At 37.7% G+C, this 16453-nt stretch carries 14 protein-coding genes; all 14 read right to left on the bottom strand.

Annotation, left to right across the window (positions count from 1 at the left end; translation table 11 throughout):
- Positions 1–10: 10 nt before the first annotated feature.
- Complete coding sequence (locus ACJYYY_RS05815) at positions 11–1297, bottom strand: nucleotide sugar dehydrogenase (protein WP_408868696.1); 1287 nt, start codon at positions 1295–1297, stop codon at positions 11–13.
- Between the two features lie 86 nt (positions 1298–1383).
- Positions 1384–1845 (bottom strand): DUF4352 domain-containing protein, encoded by a 462-nt coding sequence (locus tag ACJYYY_RS05810; RefSeq protein WP_035312786.1) that lies wholly within the window; start codon positions 1843–1845, stop codon positions 1384–1386.
- 351 nt (positions 1846–2196) lie between these two features.
- Positions 2197–5454, bottom strand: a complete 3258-nt coding sequence (locus ACJYYY_RS05805) for a toxin Cry1Ac domain D-VI-related protein (protein WP_035312787.1) — start codon at positions 5452–5454, stop codon at positions 2197–2199.
- A 407-nt stretch (positions 5455–5861) separates the two neighbouring features.
- The gene (locus ACJYYY_RS05800; protein ID WP_408868695.1) at positions 5862–6143 is read right to left on the bottom strand and encodes a LysR family transcriptional regulator; all 282 of its coding nucleotides are present in this window, start codon (positions 6141–6143) and stop codon (positions 5862–5864) included.
- Positions 6144–6883: 740 nt separating this feature from the next.
- Entirely contained in the window at positions 6884–8887 is a 2004-nt protein-coding gene (locus tag ACJYYY_RS05795) for an alpha/beta hydrolase (protein WP_051456759.1), read from the bottom strand.
- Positions 8888–9337: 450 nt separating this feature from the next.
- A complete protein-coding gene (locus tag ACJYYY_RS05790) occupies positions 9338–10684 on the bottom strand; it encodes an FAD-binding oxidoreductase (protein ID WP_035312788.1) in 1347 nt (448 codons plus the stop codon).
- Positions 10685–11083: 399 nt separating this feature from the next.
- A complete protein-coding gene (gene rplS, locus ACJYYY_RS05785) occupies positions 11084–11428 on the bottom strand; it encodes a 50S ribosomal protein L19 (protein WP_035312789.1) in 345 nt (114 codons plus the stop codon).
- A 153-nt stretch (positions 11429–11581) separates the two neighbouring features.
- Positions 11582–12331: a tRNA (guanosine(37)-N1)-methyltransferase TrmD gene (gene trmD, locus ACJYYY_RS05780; RefSeq protein WP_035312790.1), complete on the bottom strand. Its 750-nt coding sequence runs from the start codon at positions 12329–12331 to the stop codon at positions 11582–11584.
- Entirely contained in the window at positions 12331–12849 is a 519-nt protein-coding gene (gene rimM, locus ACJYYY_RS05775; protein WP_035312792.1) for a ribosome maturation factor RimM, read from the bottom strand. Before rimM ends, trmD begins: the two co-directional genes overlap by 1 nt.
- Positions 12850–12855: 6 nt before the next feature.
- Complete coding sequence (locus ACJYYY_RS05770; protein ID WP_408869224.1) at positions 12856–13248, bottom strand: YlqD family protein; 393 nt, start codon at positions 13246–13248, stop codon at positions 12856–12858.
- Between the two features lie 95 nt (positions 13249–13343).
- On the bottom strand, positions 13344–13616 hold the full coding sequence (gene rpsP, locus ACJYYY_RS05765; RefSeq protein ID WP_035312794.1) for a 30S ribosomal protein S16: 273 nt from the start codon (positions 13614–13616) through the stop codon (positions 13344–13346).
- Positions 13617–13724: 108 nt separating this feature from the next.
- Positions 13725–15098 (bottom strand): signal recognition particle protein, encoded by a 1374-nt coding sequence (gene ffh / locus ACJYYY_RS05760; protein WP_408869223.1) that lies wholly within the window; start codon positions 15096–15098, stop codon positions 13725–13727.
- Positions 15099–15109: 11 nt separating this feature from the next.
- The gene (locus tag ACJYYY_RS05755; RefSeq protein WP_035312798.1) at positions 15110–15448 is read right to left on the bottom strand and encodes a putative DNA-binding protein; all 339 of its coding nucleotides are present in this window, start codon (positions 15446–15448) and stop codon (positions 15110–15112) included.
- A gap of 353 nt (positions 15449–15801) precedes the next feature.
- Entirely contained in the window at positions 15802–16437 is a 636-nt protein-coding gene (locus tag ACJYYY_RS05750) for a nitroreductase family protein (protein WP_156921071.1), read from the bottom strand.
- Positions 16438–16453 lie beyond the last annotated feature (16 nt).

Below are 16453 nucleotides of genomic sequence, written 5' to 3'. Positions count from 1 at the left end.
CCTTTCCTAATTATGCCAGTTGAGTTGTTTGCTCAATCACTTTTTCTATGCGAGCAAGGTTCCCTAGGTTGATATAATTAATGTCATTAGCGGACACGTTAAGAATGTTTTTTGTGTCGAGGATATTTTTTTGGTTCATATTTTCAAATGTTGTTGAGTCCATCTCTCTAAACGCACTATGATCCGTTAATACTAGAATTAAATCTGCGTTATTAATTGCCACAGCAAGATTTTTTTCCACGAAGGCTGCTTCAACATGAGGATCATAGGCCACTACCTCAAAACATTGTTGCGCTGTTAAGTGTTCATAAATTTCCATTGCAGGACTTTCACGAACATCATCGATATCTCCTTTATATGTAAGACCAAAAACTGTTATTTTTTTTCCTGAATACTGTTGCATTAACTGGTTTGTCTTTGTTATTACAAACTGAGGCATTGATGTATTTATTTCACGTGACAACTGAATTAGAGGCGAATAATCTGGTGAAGCTGCTGCTATAAAATAAGGATCAATAGCCAAACAGTGACCCCCAACACCTGGCCCCGGTTGATGAAGGTTAACACGAGGATGTTTGTTAGCCATTTCAATTACTTTTAAGGCATCAATATCTAAATCAGCTGAAATTTTAACCAATTCATTCGCTAATGCAATATTGACATCTCGAAACGTATTTTCCATTAATTTAGAAAGTTCTGCTGTTCTGGCAGTTGTTAAAATGAGTTCCCCTTTAACAAATGTTTCATAGACTTCTTTTCCAGCTTGCGTACATTCTGCTGTGACACCACCAATGATTCGATTGTTATAGACAAGCTCATGAATGATTTGTCCTGGTAATACGCGTTCAGGACAATGCACGAGATAGATTGTTTCACCGATTATAAAACCAGCTTCTTCCAACATCGGTTGTACAAGATTTTCGGTTGATTGCGGTGCGACCGTCGATTCAAGAATGATTGTGTTACCCACTTCAACAAACGGTAAAATCGATTTAATCGCATTCGCAACATAACTCAAATCACAGGACTTTAAGTCATCGTTATGATTCGGAGTCGGAACTGCAATAATGAAAACATCTGCCTTTTCTGGCGTTAATGACGCCTTAAACGTTCCACAGGCAAGTGCATGATTGAGCTCCTCTTGCAACCCAGGCTCCTCAATATGTAAAATACCGCGATTTAATTGTTCGACAGTCAGACAATTAACATCTACCCCCACAACATCTTGGTTATGATTTGCAAACATAACAGCCGTAGGTAATCCAATATATCCTAATCCCATTGTTACTATTTTCATTTTTACATCCTCATATTCTATAGTTTTTTTGTCTTTAAAAGTTAGTAATGTCATCATTTCAGATGTGACATTACTTTAAAAATTGTTTACTCAGATTCAGGTATTTTAACCTTCCATTCTCCTAAAATTTCTTTCATTGGCATATACACTAAGATTGCCTCCGTCACAGAAGTTGGAATTTCAAAATAAACATCTCCTGAAACCTTATCATTCACTGCGATTTCTTGACCAATACTATTTCCTGGTGCATACACGTTGTATGTATCTTTACCAACTTTAAGCTTAAAATCGCCTCCACCGATACCTACTGCCATCTGATCATTGTTTTTGAAAGATAAGGTGAACATTACAATGTTTTTCTTATCATTCTTACCTGATTCAGTGGTTCTGATTTTTTTCAACTTCATTTCGATGTTGTCAATCGTCTTTGTTTTAAATTGTTGTTCCGCTGCAATGTTCTTTTGTTCTTTTTTTTCAGAAGTAACTCCACAGGCTGATAACAAGAACAAACATAGCAATGATACAAGCAGTATCGTTTTTTTACTCATTTCTTCACTCCATTCTTTTTATAAACATTGATTGAACAGTAGCACTTTTTAAATAAGGGGTACCACTTAATTATATTTCTGATTATGAATAATGTAAAATAATGATTAATCATATAACAATAAGAAATACAAATACATATAGACTGTGATGAGCTTATCAAAAAGGGATGATGTGTTAGTCACATCATCCCTTTCGGATTGTAGAAAAAGTCGAAACAGACCTCATTTTCTGTTGAATTCTATTACTATGACTTTGTTTACGAGATGATAAGACTGAACTACGGCAGTCTTTATCTGCAACAATGCTAATGAGTCTGGGAAGTAGTGCCACTTGCTTATATCTAGCTGTATTTACTTAATAACATTTAATTGTTTCTCTGTAAGGATATTATTCCCAGAATCTAAACCGAGTACCGTGACCTTATCTGATAAGTCTGTAATAAGATTACGAGCGTAATACTTGAAGGCACCTTCTTTTACAGGAATCGTTGATTGGATCACTCCGTTAACTTTGACTTGCACTTTCACAACATCCCCCGAATACGTCCCTTCGATGTGAGAGTTATTGAATTTATAATCTAATAAACGCAGATCACCCTCCGATTGAATGACACTTAAGTTGTTGTTACGTATCTCAACTTTGTTTACATCATAAATTGCAACACGAACATCGTCTCCACTCTTAATCTTATCTTTTGCATAGTATTTAAAAGTTTGATCTTTAATACCAATCATTTGTGTCATCTTGCCGTTAACAATTAACGCCATATATTTCGCATCACCTGTATACGTACCTGTCACGTGACTTGCACCCATACGGTATCCGTCTACAGATAACGTTGCAATAGTTGTACTTATTTTAACAAGTTGTGCACTCACTTCATGACCAGCTACATTATAACCAACCAATTCCACTTTAGCATCGGCATCTGTAATTTTATCTTTAGCATAGTATTTAATTGTATTATCACTTACTTTTACTTTTTGTGTTAACACACCGTTAATACGTAATGCCACATGTGAGACTGCTCCTGTATAGCTTCCATACACATAGTTATCTTTACCAATAACAAACGTAGTAGCTTCTACAAATGCATCATCTGCTGTATTTTCTGTTACGTTTACAACCGCACGTTTCACTTCATTGCCTTTCGCATCAAAACCAACAATGGCTACCTTATCTGATGCCGCATTGATTAAGTTCGATGCCCAGTATTGATAGGAATCCCCTTGCACATTAATTTGTTTCGTTAAGACACCGTTAATTTCAATTGCGATTTTTTTAATTAATGTACCCGTTAATTTACCGGTTACATAACGACTTTCACCAATTTTAAAATCAATGGCATTAATACTCGTATTAGCTAATTCAATAGCAGCTTTTAATAATGTTTCAGCTTTAGCAATATCAGCTACTAAGTTTTCTTTATCTTTACCTTCAGGTAACTTGTTGATTAATTCTTTAGCCGAGTCAATCATCTCTTGAGATGTTTGCTCTCCTAATATTGTCTTACTTTCATCACCAAAGAGGTTATTTGTTGCCTCTTGTGCGGCTTTCAAATCGGCAGCTGCTTGCGTCACCTCATCTAGTAATGCTTGGGCTTGAGTAACATCAGCTAATAATGACTCTTTCTCTTTACCATTTGGCAATTTATTAACCAACTCTTTAGCCGAGTCAATCATTGCTTGTGAAATATCATCCGCTAAAGAAGATTTAGCCTCATCTGCAAAGAGATTATTTGTTGCCTCTTGTGCCGCTTTCATGTCTGTTGATGATTGAATGGCTTCATCTAATAAAGTTTGAGCGTTTGCAATTTCCTCTTTCAAGACCTCTTTATCTTTACCCACTGGCAATTTGTCAGCTAATTCTTTGGCCGAGTCAATCATTTCTTGAGTAGCATTATCAGCTAAAAGAGTATGCTCTTTGTCTGCGAACAAGGCATCAGTTGCCTCCTGTGCTGCTTTCATGTCAGCTGCTGCCTGTGTTTTTTCATTTAATAACGTTTGAGCCGTTTGAATGTCTGCAGTCAATTTTTGATGAACAGTTACAGTCATCGTTGTATTATCTAAAATTTCTTGAGCCTTATCAATCATTGCCTGTGTTGCTTCTATTGCTAATTCAGTATGCGCATCGTTTGCAAAAAGGACGTCGACTGCTGCCTTCGCAATTTCGATTTGTTGTGAATAAAATAATTTTTCTAACAGTGAGTGGTCTGCATTTAACGAAGCCCTTGCCGCATCATTTTTCACTTCCATGATGTTTGCTTTAAGCGTTTCTAATTGTTGATTAGTTACTGACTCTTTTACTGCCGTTTTATCATTCGATGTAAAGTATTCAGCAATTACTGCTTTGTTTTGCTCGATGTTTTTCATATCTAAATCATACTGTTCTTGTGCTTTTACAATAGCCTCTAAATACGACGTCTTCACATCACTCATTGGCAACTCATTTGTTAAAGCTAACGCTGATTTAATCATGTCTTGTGTAAGTTTACCGTGAATTGAAGTCTGTTTCTCATCGGCATATAAAGCCGCTATCGCTGCTTTGGCTTTTTCATGTGCTGCTATATTTGCCTTTTTATCATCGAGTAATTGTTGTGCTTTTGCAATTTCAGCTTCTAACTTATCTTTATTTGATCCTGGTACAATCGTATCCGCAACAAGTTGTTTCACAGTATCAATTGTTGCTTGATCTACATCTTGTCCGATTGTTGAATGTTCATCATCTGAGAACAATTCATTTACTTTATCTGTTGCAGCTAACAAGTTATTTGCCTGCATTGCGTCATACAATTCAACTAGTTTACTATGTTCCGCCATCAATGCTGCGCGTTCGTTATTATTTATAACAGTTGCAATCTTGTTCTTAAATCCATTTAACTGTTCAAGCGTTACTTCACTTTTAATTTGTGTTTTGTCAGTCGATGTGAAGTATTCATTACTTTCATCTTTTAAGCCTGCAATTTTTTCTAGATCAACATTGTATTGATTTTGTGCCTTGGCGATGTTCGCTAGGAACGTTTGTTTTTTCGAGTCAACTGGAACGGCATTTGCTAACGTCGTTGCTTGATCTAAAAGTGCTTGTGTGAGATTACCATGTATCGAAGTCATTGAACTATTCGTATATAACGCTTTTACTGCTGTCTCTGCTTTTTTAGATGCTGCTGATTCGACAATCACAATATTTACTGCAATTTTCTGATTAGCTTGTAAATTAGTAAACGAGACATGCATTGTAATAGGATATGTACCCGGCTTATTAAAATCAATGTTTCCTTCATACCACTTTTTCTTAATTGGTGGTGGTGTTGTTGAACCGGTAAAGACATCTACTACCTTAAACCATTTTTCAAATATTATCCCACCAGTATGTCCTTCTGTAAAAGTAATGTTACCACTACCGATTCGTTGTAATTCCCACCACGACCAAGCACCTTTGTTTTTCGCCTCATTTTTTTGAGTGTTCTTTTGTGTCGTTGTTATCGGTGTTTGTTTAGTCTCGTTTGCATTGACAGATGCAGACGGTACTAAGGGACTCACACCAATTACAGTTGCGAGTGTCGCTGCTCCTACTTTTGTCATTTTTTTCTTAAATCTTTTCTTCGTCATTTTATATTGCTCCTTTTAGTGTTTTTCTATGTTCTACGATTGATCAACGTCCTCCCTTCCTTAGCTTACTTTAACGTATTGTTATCGAACAACATAGAGAGCTATTCTTTTACCTAGTTACATTAATAGCTTCTACATCAGTATAAGTCACTATAACTATTTACAAAAACAATCATTACTTATGATACTATTCTTTTTAGTTATAATTGAGTGACAAACGCTTTTAGGTTAGGTGTAAATAGTTATCTCAAAGTTTGTATATAACATTAAATGTCAATTCAATTAGTCATATCATAGGATTCACCAGAAATGCTTATATCCCTGCTGATTTTCTTTACTGCTTTGGTAAACGAGTTGCATTTGAAACGGCAATAACTGACCGCGGTAAAGTTTTACGTCCTAACTAATTAAGATTGTCGATTGGCTTCTTCAGTCGTAGTATTAATTTTGTTGACTAATTCCATCGATATTTTTGCCAGTTGTTTTGTTCGTTCGTATAAATAGTCTGCAGCAGGTAAAGCAACCGTTCTACGATTAATATTTTGAAATAACTTTACACCATTTTTTTTCTCTAAATAGGCGATATGTTGTGATACTGTTGACTGTGTAACATGTAAGGCTTCTGCTGTCCTAGTATAGTTCAATGTTTCATATACTTTTAAAAATGTGTAATATCGATTATCTAGCATTCGTCTCGTCCTTTCCCAGAAAAATTAATTATTTATATCTATTATTTAATTTAACTATTTGATGCCTACCCTCAACGTGTTATGAAGTGAGTATAAAACTTTTATTTCTACTTGAGAAACAACTTTTTTTAATCGTACGATAAATATATATGATGGTATCTACTTTTGTATTATTTTAGGTAATCATTATATTAGAGTTCATTCTTTGAAATACTTCAGTTCTTCGTTAACTGCTCTTTTTGTCTGGGATAGAATGAAGGAGGGATTCATCGTCTGAATATTAAACATCAATCTGACTGAATTTTTTCTAATTACCAGTGTTTGATTTGGAAATCCCAGGTTGCTAGTCTCTCTGTTAATCATTTCAAATGATTGTTTTTTGAATTTTCTGTCATAAATGTTTGGCACATTTCTATCAAGTATCATTTACCTGTAGCACGATTGATTGATGGTTTGTTTAACTGTTAAGTTAGAGCATATCATAAAAGAACGCTAATTAGTAGGTGTAGTACCTACGGTTTCCTTTTAGATAAACCGTTCAAATCCCTTGTGCCTGTAAGGTTTCATGGATTCCACGCTCGAAATGGATACCCTCGCAAAATTTGTGGTATTTTCCACAATTATTGCAATTGAATTGTTCATTTAAATAAAGACAGCCGCACCCAATTCACCTCGGTATACAGCTGCCACTCTTAATTTTCTAACATTGCTCGTCTGTTTTTGTACAAATAGCAGAGGCTTTATTCTACTGCGACGATAACTTTAGACTCACTACGGTTTCCTTTTACATCTTGATTCACGAGATGCATAATTGTACCTGCCGTTTGTTTTGGTAGCGTTATTGAGAATTCACCTTCAGCTGTTGTTGTTACCTCACTAACGATTTTTTTATCTTCATTCACTAGTTTCACTACCGTATTTCTCTCGCCTTCACCAGTTATAATTGTTTGATTTGATTGATTTATAACTGAATCAATCGTTACTGGACGTGGAGGTATAATATCGGTATTGATGACTTTCAAATTAGAAAAATATATTTGGACATAACCGCTACCTAAAAAATTAAATTTTGTATAGTGAGTTCCAAAATAAATAGGCATCATCCCTGTTTGTTTCGCTGTATAACTCATTGTTTGTTTCACAGTTCCCTTAGTTGTTGGATTTTTATTTTTCGATTGGTCTCCTAAACCAAAGCTCATTGTTTGAGTATTGAATTCTGCCGTATTTGGATTCAGTGAATCGAAAGTTAACAAATAATTCTCACCCGCAACACCTGCTAAATCTTGTTTTAAGAATGCACCAATGTCTTGCTTAAATAAAAACATACGTAATGATCCATTTGTCATTTTTGTTATCTGACTATCTTTGTTCGCATCTAATGTGAACAGCTGTTCTTTAGATATCTTTATTTTCGAGTCTACATTACTCCGATAGTTTTTCTTATCACTACTCATTAACCAGTTTGGTATTCCTGTTTGAGATGTAACAAGTGCACTGTTTTTCAATAGATTGATTGTCGGAGCAATTTCAGCACGTAAAGTCGATATATTGTCCACTGTTTGTAAAAAAACCGTTACTTTCGCGATATAAGTTTGACCCGAAACTTCAAGGTTTTCTGCATGTCCGGCACCTACGACATCTAATTGTTCTTTGTAGCCAGCCGCAGCTCCATACAAGACCGTTTTAGCCTTAGGTGGAATGAATGTATCTTTTGTTCCATGAATAAATAATTTCGGAACTGTCGAATTTTCAACTGAATTGAGTGGGGAAATATCATATAAATCAATTTTTAACTTTGGTTTGACATAATTATCATTCAACGAATCGACTAGACGATTTTCAAAAGCATACCAGTCCACCATATTTACAAGTGGAATATATTGGAGGTATTTTGTAACCATGTGCATAACATCATGTGCTTGTTCCTCAATTGAAAAATAACCACAATCTTCAATAATCGCTTTAACATTTAAGTTAGGATTAATGGTATCTTGACTCATCATTACCGTTGCTGCTCCCATTGATACGCCTAACAAAACAAATTCTTGATTAGGTTTTATCGCTGCTTCCTGTTCTAGCCAACCATTCACATCATTTTTTTCATATGCACCAAAAGCTATGTATTCGCCTTGGCTCTTACCATGTGAACGAGCATCTGGAACGATAACATTGTAACCTAAATCACTTAATAATTTAGCTTCAGCCATAATATTTATCGGTTGTGAGCGATAACCGTGTTGAACTAAAGCCGTTTTAGCTGATTTATTATCGATGTAATACGCATGTAGTTTGATATTCTTATTGGTCGGTTTATCAAAAACCGTTTGGTAGCGATCGCTTTTGTTTTTTAATCCTTCAAACCATTTATTTTCTTTTACCCCTGATGTTAAACCAAAAAAGTCAGTTACACTAATAACGCTATTGTTACGTCTCACTGCCACATCAAACGCTAACCCTGCAATTACTTTTTCTACCGCGGAACTAACAGAGCGTGATTTTGGTATTGTTACATCCGCATCATTTAAATACTTTTCAATTTCTTCGACAACCACTCGTTCATTTGCTGGCAATGCCCTTCGTTCAGCTGCACCTTTTTGTTCGAAACGTTCGCTGTTTACCGCTTTATTTGGCATTTCAGTCTTTGTGTTGCTGATGATAATTGTCTCAGATGCAGTTACCAATGGAGCAGTTAATCCCCCCAATGTCACTATAAAAATAATTATTGCCTTGAAAAAAAATTTCATCCTTTTTTCTCCTCTTCTCATCAAATTATGTATAATAGCAAACAAATTTCACGAATATAATAAACCTTTATCGTTTAAACAATCGGATAATTGTTACTAAATGAAGATTATACATGCGGCTAAATGAGGTGTCAACGATAAATCTATTGACCTATTTAAAAGGAATCTACTGACCAAAAGTCTCGTTTTAGAGGCCATCTAACAAATTGTTTTTGACTCATTCAAAAAAAGTATTGCTGTCAAATTGTCCTTAGTAACAAACGGTGGAAATTAAAAAAACCGTAAATCACTAACGATTTACGGATCCGATGCTAGAAAAATTCATTTACTACTCTCAGGATAATTTCAGCTTCGCCTAATAAAAATGAGCATCCGAGTTGAGAGGAGATAAAGTCGTCGATTCATTTTAGTTTTTATGACCAAGAAGGATCTCTCAATCAACTCATTCACTTACAAATGAATCCCTTGATTAAATAACCGTTGCGGGTCGTATCTTGCAATTAGTTGTCGCAGGCGTTCACCCGTTTGTCCTGGCCAAGCTTTATCCGCCATCGCAAGACTCGTATTTGACGAATAGGCACCGTAAACACCGGTACTTAATTTTTCAATTGGTGCAAAGGCTTTTGTTTGCTCTGTTTCTTCTCCCGGCATCATCCACACACTCACAAAGGCTTCTTGGTATCTTGCAGCCCAAGCGGTCTCCTCAACGGCAACATCATTCATTGCCCCTCCGATTGAGCGTAGTTCCATTACTAATGTTAATGGATTTTTAAAGGCTTCAGCAATCGCTTCACCGAGTTGTTGGTCGGCTTTATCAATCAACCCATTCCAAATTTGAATCCGTTGTTGACCACCGTGTTCGGACTGCGGATGAGGTATAATTGTCGGATACGGAGTAATGGTGGCGTTATGTTCAATTAAAGGTGCAATTGCCGCTGCTTTCTCTAGCACAGGTGTTGCCTTCACTGTATCGGTTGTCGACCACACATTGCTCGCACTAATATTGAAACTACCAACTCCTGCTTTTTGTATCATTAAGAAGCTCGTCATTTCACGCGGTGCTGCTGTTGCCCATTTTCCCCAATCCGTCACAAATTGAGCAACATCATCGGTTGTATAGGTCAATCGTTGATAGATAACAGCTGCATCTTTCGTATCAGATTGTAAATGTGTCGCTTCAAAAACAAATTCAGTGATGACACCAAGTTGAGAACCTGCACCACGGATAGCCCAAAACAAATCGGGCTCATGCGTTGCATCGACCGTATGTACTGTTCCGTCAGCCGTTACTAAAACCACTGCTTTTATGTGATCAATCGTTAAGCCATGGCTGCGGGTAAAATAACCAATGCCGCCTGAAGCTGCTAAGCCGCCGACACCGACATCACCAAAGTTACCACTTGAGATAATTAAATCCTCAGGTGCCAACGCTTTTGCCACAGTGCCCCAATCTGCACCTGCTTGCACGCGCACTAGCTTTTTCTCTCGATCAATCAACTCCACAGTTCGCATTTTTGATAAATCAAGCACGACCCCACCCTGATTTGTTGATGAACCTGACATGCCGTGTCCGCCACTGCGTATTGAAAACGCTAAATGTTCGTCTGTTTTTTTCAATTTGGCAACGTACTGAACAACATTGGCAACATCTGCTGTCGATGTCGCCATAAAAATCAATTCAGGTGTGCCAACCTTCATGTAAGATGAGCGGACATTGCGATAGATAGCTTCTGACTTTGTAATGAGTAAGTCTTGTAGATTTGCTGGTATTTCGAGTGTATGATGATCTAATGACATGATGAGCCTCCCTTAGTTAACCGCCACCGAAGCAGTCACAATTAACTAGTTTAATGACACTGTGTTATTATCGTTCATAAAAACAACATAATCACGTGTTTACAAGCTTGATTACAGCAGTGATTACGTCGATTTACAATTCAGCACCAATAAACTGACTTTATCTCACCTTTGTAACTATGTCTTTATTATATACCTTTTAGCTAAATTTAATAGTAGACTGCTCAACTATTTTACCAGTAAAAAACGTGTCAATCCATTCATTTTTCATTTTTATATTTTAGCGAAACGAATTAAAAAAGGCTTATCAAACATGCTTACCAAAATAGTCATTTAGCACTATCAAAAGGCAAAAAAAAGACCCCTTGTAAACAAGGAGTCTTCTCAAAAGAGCACTTCTTAACGACGTACTTCTTTGATACGTGCAGCTTTACCACGTAATTCACGTAAGTAGTATAATTTAGCGCGACGTACTTTACCATGACGTTTAACTTCTAATTTAGCAATACGTGGAGTGTGTACAGGGAATGTACGCTCAACACCTACGCCGTAAGAAATTTTACGAACAGTGAAAGATTCGCTGATTCCAGCACCACGACGTTTAATAACCACACCTTCAAAAAGTTGGATACGTTCGCGTGTTCCTTCGACAACTTTCGCGTGTACGATGACAGTATCCCCAGGACGGAAATCTGGAACATCAGTACGTAATTGACCTTGAGTAATTTCTTCTAATATATGCATTATTATTTCTCCTCCTCAACGGACATTCTTGCACCCTAAATATGCACAGCGGAACATCGTTAATAGACTGATATCTTCAGTCACCATATTATATTATCACAGTTTTTAACAGCTGACAAGTATATCTTCTTTCAAAGTAAAAAAAATTCAGTTTTATTGCTCTTTTTTGTTCGGATCATATAGTACTTCAGCCTTTAAAAAGGTTAAATCAGCGTCACTTAAAGGATACACATCCAACATATCCGGACGACGCGATGCTGTCCGGCGAAGCGACTCCTCATGACGCCAACGTTCAATGTTGGCATGATGACCACTCATTAAGACATCAGGCACTGTTAAACCGCGGAAATCGGCTGGACGTGTGTAATGAGGGTGTTCAAGCAAGCCAGTTGAGAACGAATCGGTAACCGCTGACTGATCATTGCCTAAAGCACCTGGAAGAAGGCGGACAACACTGTCCATAATCGCCATTGCCCCAACTTCACCACCTGTTAAGATATAATCACCAATCGAAATTTCATCGGTCACCAAATGTTCGCGAATGCGTTCATCATACCCTTCGTAATGCCCACAAATCATAATCAGTTGTTCCTCTTGCGCGAGTTCTTCTGCTAATTTCTGCGTATAAGGCACGCCAGCGGGATCCAACAGAATAACACGTGGTTTGACACCTTCTGCTTTCAAATGCGCAACAGCGTCAAATAAAGGCTGTGCCATTAGGAGCATTCCGGCCCCACCACCATAAGGATAATCATCAACATGACCTTGACGATGGGTTGAAAACGGACGAAAATCCGTTGCATCGACATTAACCAACCCTTTTTCAATCGCGTTTTTAATGATTGAAGAGCCAGTAACGCCGCTAAACATTTCGGGGAAAAGCGTTAAAATATCAATTTTCATCAGTTCAACAGTCCTTCGATGATTTCAATCGTGACGATTTTGTCTGCGACATTGACATCTAACACAACCGATGGAATAAACGGAATTAACTGTTCTTTTCCATTAGCACCTTTAGCAATCCACACATCGTTCGCCCCTGTTGACAACACTTCTTTAATGACACCAACAACCGTCCCATCTTCGCCAACAATCTGACAACCTAAAATTTCATGATGGTAGTATTCACCTTTAGGCAAAGCCTGTACGCGATCACGTTCGATTTTAAGCTCGCTGTTTTTCAATTCTTCCGCTAACTTAATGTTGTACACATTTTCAAGCGTAATGAGGTCGAAGTTTTTATGTTGACGGTGTGTCAAAATCTTGACCCTCGTTGGTTTTTGTTCGCCTGGTTTAAATAAGGCCAATTCGTTGCCTGGTGCAAAACGTTCCATCGCAAAATCGGTCACACTAAGCACACGTAATTCTCCTTGAACACCATGTGTATTTACAATTTTACCTACATTTAAATATTCTGTCATCGTGTCTCACCTCGTTCTAATTTCAATTATAATATCATCCTTAATGATGATTTCTTGCTCTTGTAGCACTTGGGACCATGTGTCACCGACAGCAATCGGCACAAGCGCCTCAACTTCGCGTTCGATAATTTCTGTACCGAGCGGCAGTACGGCGAGTTGTTCTGTCTCATAAGACACAATTGCTGCCTGTTCTTCACGTTTAGTAATTTCATTAGCAAAGTAGGCCGTGATTTTATCTTGCGGATGCTTCGAAAGATGTAGTTGCTTTTTTTGTTGAAACCGTAATTGCTCGATTTCCATCTGCAGTTGCTTTCGTTTTAGCTCAAAAGATAGTTGAATACGTTCGAGTGATTCTGTCGTCAAAACCCGTTTAACTTGAATCCGTTGTAAAATATCCATCCGATCACCTCTTTGGTTAAATTAAAAAAATCGCCCACATCATAAATTAATATAAATGATGTGGACGATTTCATTAAATATGATTGCTTAATATCTTATTTAGAGTATTTAGCGTTGTGGAATTTTTCTAAAATTCCTTTTGAAGATAATAAAGTACGTACTGTATCAGAAGGTTGCGCACCTTTGCTTAACCATGATAAAACAGCTTCTTCATTGATTACAACTGTTTCTGGTTGAGTTAAAGGATTGAAAGTTCCTACTGTTTCGATGAAGCGACCATCACGTGGTGAACGTGAATCTGCAACTACGACACGGTAGAAAGGTGACTTACGCGAACCCATACGTTTTAAACGAATTTTAACTGCCATTTGAATAACACCTCCATAATTTGTATCTCACAAGAATTAATATTACCACCAATTCTTCTGCTTGTAAAGTATTTTTTCTTTACATCTTAAAAAAAAGTTAAAAAAGTTTTAAAAAGGCATTTTGAAATTGTTTCCGAGACCACTCATAAGTCCCTTCATCCCTTTTTTACCGCCTTTTCCGCCCATACCACTCATCTGTTTCATCATTTTTTTCATCTCTTCAAATTGTTTCACGAGTTTGTTCACTTCTTGCACTGGTCGTCCACTACCAGTCGCAATACGGCGACGGCGACTCGCATTTAAAATCGCTGGCTCTGCTCGTTCTTTTGTCGTCATCGATTTAATAATCGCTTCAATGTGGGCCATTTGTTTATCATCGATTGACATGTTTTCGACGCCCTTCATTTTATTCATGCCGGGAATCATTTTCAAGAGATCATCTAATGGTCCCATTTGTTTTACCTGTTGCAATTGCTCGAGGAAGTCATCAAACGTCATGGAGTTGTCTTTCATCTTATTCGCAAGTGCCATTGCCTTTTCTTCGTCAACGTTCGCTTGCGCCTTCTCAATGAGACTCATGACGTCACCCATTCCTAATATACGCGAAGCCATGCGATCAGGATGGAACGGTTCAAGCGCATCCAATTTCTCACCCATACCGACAAATTTAATTGGTTTCCCAGTAACTGAACGAATTGAGAGTGCTGCTCCACCACGGGTGTCGCCATCTAATTTAGTTAAAATAACACCGGTTAAGTCGAGTGTTTCATCAAAGTTTTTCGCTACGTTAACTGCATCTTGTCCTGTCATCGAATCGACAACGAGTAAAATGTCATCGGGCTGAGCGACTGTTTTAACGTCGATTAATTCATTCATTAACGTTTCATCCACATGCAGACGACCCGCTGTATCGATTAATACATAATCTAAATGTTCTGCCTTGGCATGGGCAATCGCCTGTTTGGCAATCTCAACTGGGCTAACTTGATCACCTAATGTAAAAACTGGCATATCAAGTTGTTTTCCTAAGGTTTGCAATTGTTGAATTGCCGCTGGACGGTACACATCGGCTGCCACAAGCAACGGTTTTTTATTGTATTTTTTTCGTAAGAGTGATGCCAGCTTACCAGTAGTAGTTGTTTTACCCGCACCTTGTAAGCCGACCATCATTAAAACGGTTGGCGGCTGATTGTTCATCGTTAATTTGCTTTCGGCCCCACCCATTAACGCTGTTAATTCTTCGTTAACAATTTTAACAACTTGTTGCCCTGGTGTTAAGCTCGACATAATGTCTTGTCCGATGGCACGTTCGCCCACTGTTTTAACAAAGCTTTTTACGACCTTAAAGTTAACATCGGCTTCAAGTAACGCCAGACGTACTTCACGCATCATTTCTTTCACATCGGCTTCAGTAATTTTTCCTTTGCCGCGCATTTTTGCAATTGTATTTTGTAATCGTTCTGATAATCCTTCAAAAGCCATTGTCGGACCTCCTAATATAAATTGATTTCATCTAATTGATTTAATAAGGTTGTAATTTCGGTGTCTGCGACGTCTTTTTCGACCAGTCGAGCCCGCAGCGTGGCCACAAGTTCATTTTGTTGTTTGAAAATACCAACGAGGCCAAGTTTTTCTTCGTACGTTTCTAGAATTTTGACGGTTCGCTTAATATTATCATAGACCGCCTGACGTGACACCTCATATTCCTCGGCGATTTCACCAAGTGAGAAATCATCTTCGTAGTATAAGGTCATATAAATGCTCTGCTTTTCTGTCAAAAGTCGTTGATAAAATGCAAAGAGCATGTTAATTCGGGTTGTTTTTTCAAGCATCACTTTCACCTCAATCTTAACGCATACCCTTATTTTACATGTATTTAACTGTAAAGACAATTACCTTGTCTAAATGTTCATGATAATTCGACTTTTTCACCCTAAACAATAAAAAAAGGACCGTTACCGGTCCCGGATTGTAGACAAAGTCTAATTAAACTGATTTTACTTTGAAAGTTAGTTCAAGTGACTTTGGCTGCAAGATGACTTGACTGAAAAGAAACGTTGTTATATCCTCTCGTTTAATCAGCTAACTTCTATGATATTTCATGGAAAAGTTGAACGAGCTGATTTCACTTTCAGCTTACACGGGGCTTTGCGAGGCATTTTTGCGAGGACTTGCTTGATTACTATTATTCAATATAACGGGTAAAGCGATTGACACTGAGTCGTGACGTTTGATGCGCTTCTTTTATCCCTTTTCCTAGCGCCATCAATAAAGTTGGTTTGTAATGCGTTGGCACAGCAATAAGCTCAGTAATCGCTGCCTGTGAAAAACCACGCATCGGGACTGTATCATAGCCTTGCTCGTGAGCGAGGAGCATAAAATTCATCGCGAACAAACTGGTATCAATGACGGCATTTTCAGCGAGGTGCGCAGCCGACAATGTCGCGTGATACGCGTCAGCTGCCTCAATCTTTCCTTGGAGTAGAGCTTCAGGTATAAAGCCTTCGACCATATCTTGGGTGTAAATCTCAGTTGTTCGCTCAGCCGAATGTGTATCTGCATAAAAAACAAGTAAGGCTGAAGCGGTTACAATCTGTGCTTGATTATGGGCAAACGGCTTGATTTTTTCACGCACTTCTTGATTGGTAACGACCGCTACGCGCCAACTTTGTAAATTATGTCCCGATGGTGATTGTGAACTCAATTGCAACAACCGTTCAATTTCAATCTGCGGGATGGCAAATTGTTCATCGTAATGACGAACAGCAGACCTCCCTTTAATACTCGCCTTTAACTCCATAACAACACCGACTTCTTTCAAAAAGTTAGTCCGACAA

The organism is Brochothrix campestris (assembly GCF_046058945.1).
GTDB classification, from domain to species: Bacteria; Bacillota; Bacilli; order Lactobacillales; family Listeriaceae; genus Brochothrix; species Brochothrix campestris.
This window is presented reverse-complemented; position numbering and strand designations above follow the sequence as displayed.

Coding starts and splice junctions, on each gene's coding strand:
- ACJYYY_RS05815 (WP_408868696.1), bottom strand. CDS start 1,297: ATGAAAATAGTAACAATGGGATTAGGATATATTGGATTACCTACGGCT.
- ACJYYY_RS05810 (WP_035312786.1), bottom strand. CDS start 1,845: ATGAGTAAAAAAACGATACTGCTTGTATCATTGCTATGTTTGTTCTTG.
- ACJYYY_RS05805 (WP_035312787.1), bottom strand. CDS start 5,454: ATGACGAAGAAAAGATTTAAGAAAAAAATGACAAAAGTAGGAGCAGCG.
- ACJYYY_RS05800 (WP_408868695.1), bottom strand. CDS start 6,143: ATGCTAGATAATCGATATTACACATTTTTAAAAGTATATGAAACATTG.
- ACJYYY_RS05795 (WP_051456759.1), bottom strand. CDS start 8,887: ATGAAATTTTTTTTCAAGGCAATAATTATTTTTATAGTGACATTGGGG.
- ACJYYY_RS05790 (WP_035312788.1), bottom strand. CDS start 10,684: ATGTCATTAGATCATCATACACTCGAAATACCAGCAAATCTACAAGAC.
- rplS (WP_035312789.1), bottom strand. CDS start 11,428: ATGCATATATTAGAAGAAATTACTCAAGGTCAATTACGTACTGATGTT.
- trmD (WP_035312790.1), bottom strand. CDS start 12,331: ATGAAAATTGATATTTTAACGCTTTTCCCCGAAATGTTTAGCGGCGTT.
- rimM (WP_035312792.1), bottom strand. CDS start 12,849: ATGACAGAATATTTAAATGTAGGTAAAATTGTAAATACACATGGTGTT.
- ACJYYY_RS05770 (WP_408869224.1), bottom strand. CDS start 13,248: ATGGATATTTTACAACGGATTCAAGTTAAACGGGTTTTGACGACAGAA.
- rpsP (WP_035312794.1), bottom strand. CDS start 13,616: ATGGCAGTTAAAATTCGTTTAAAACGTATGGGTTCGCGTAAGTCACCT.
- ffh (WP_408869223.1), bottom strand. CDS start 15,098: ATGGCTTTTGAAGGATTATCAGAACGATTACAAAATACAATTGCAAAA.
- ACJYYY_RS05755 (WP_035312798.1), bottom strand. CDS start 15,448: ATGCTTGAAAAAACAACCCGAATTAACATGCTCTTTGCATTTTATCAA.